Source organism: Rhodanobacter fulvus Jip2 (assembly GCF_000264315.1).
GTDB lineage: Bacteria > Pseudomonadota > Gammaproteobacteria > Xanthomonadales > Rhodanobacteraceae > Rhodanobacter > Rhodanobacter fulvus.
In genome coordinates, this window is the sequence record NZ_AJXU01000087.1 from 1 (window position 1) to 1,191 (window position 1,191).

The following is a 1,191-nucleotide window of genomic DNA, read 5'->3' on the forward strand; positions in this document are numbered from 1 at the left end:
CATGGCAAAGGGTAAATTCGAACGCACCAAGCCGCACGTCAACGTCGGCACGATTGGTCACGTGGATCACGGCAAGACGACGCTGACGGCCGCACTGACGAAGGTCGGTGCCGAGCGCTTCGGTGGCGAGTTCAAGGACTACAGCGCGATCGATCGTGCGCCGGAAGAAAAGGCGCGCGGCATCACGATCTCGACCTCGCACGTGGAATACGAATCGCCGGTGCGCCACTACGCGCACGTCGATTGCCCGGGCCACGCCGACTACGTGAAGAACATGATCACCGGTGCGGCGCAGATGGACGGCGCGATCCTGGTGTGCTCGGCCGCCGATGGCCCGATGCCGCAGACGCGTGAACACATCCTGCTGAGCCGTCAGGTCGGCGTGCCGTACATCGTGGTCTACCTGAACAAGGCGGACATGGTGGACGACGCCGAGTTGCTCGAGCTGGTCGAGATGGAAGTGCGCGAGCTGCTGAGCAAGTACGACTTCCCGGGCGACGACACCCCGATCATCCACGGTTCGGCGCTGAAGGCGCTGGAAGGCGACCAGAGCGAGATCGGCGTGCCGTCGATCATCAAGCTGGTCGATGCGCTGGACAGCTACATTCCGGAGCCGGTGCGCACGATCGACAAGCCGTTCCTGATGCCGGTGGAAGACGTGTTCTCGATCTCGGGCCGCGGCACCGTGGTGACCGGTCGTATCGAGCGCGGCATCATCAAGGTCGGCGACGAAGTCGAAGTGATCGGTATCCGCGACACGCAGAAGACCACCGTCACCGGTGTGGAAATGTTCCGCAAGCTGCTGGACCAGGGCCAGGCAGGCGACAACGCCGGTCTGCTGTTGCGCGGCCTGAAGCGTGACGACGTGGAGCGTGGCCAGGTGCTGGCCAAGCCGGGCACGATTACCCCGCACACGAACTTCGAGGCTGAGGTGTATGTGCTGAGCAAGGACGAGGGTGGCCGTCATACCCCGTTCTTCAAGGGCTACCGTCCGCAGTTCTACTTCCGCACCACCGACGTCACCGGCGCTTGCGAGCTGCCGGAGGGCGTGGAAATGGTGATGCCGGGCGACAACGTGAAGATGGTGGTCGAGCTGATCCACCCGATCGCGATGGACGAAGGCCTGCGTTTCGCCATCCGCGAAGGCGGCCGCACCGTCGGCGCCGGCGTGGTGGCGAAAGTCATCAAGTA

General features: G+C 63.9%; 1 protein-coding gene. It reads left to right on the top strand.

Features of this window, described 5'->3' with window-relative positions; translation table 11 throughout:
- Position 1: 1 nt before the first annotated feature.
- Positions 2–1,191: elongation factor Tu (gene tuf, locus UU9_RS17110; protein ID WP_007083024.1), on the top strand; the 1,190-nt coding region annotated here is incomplete at its 3' end.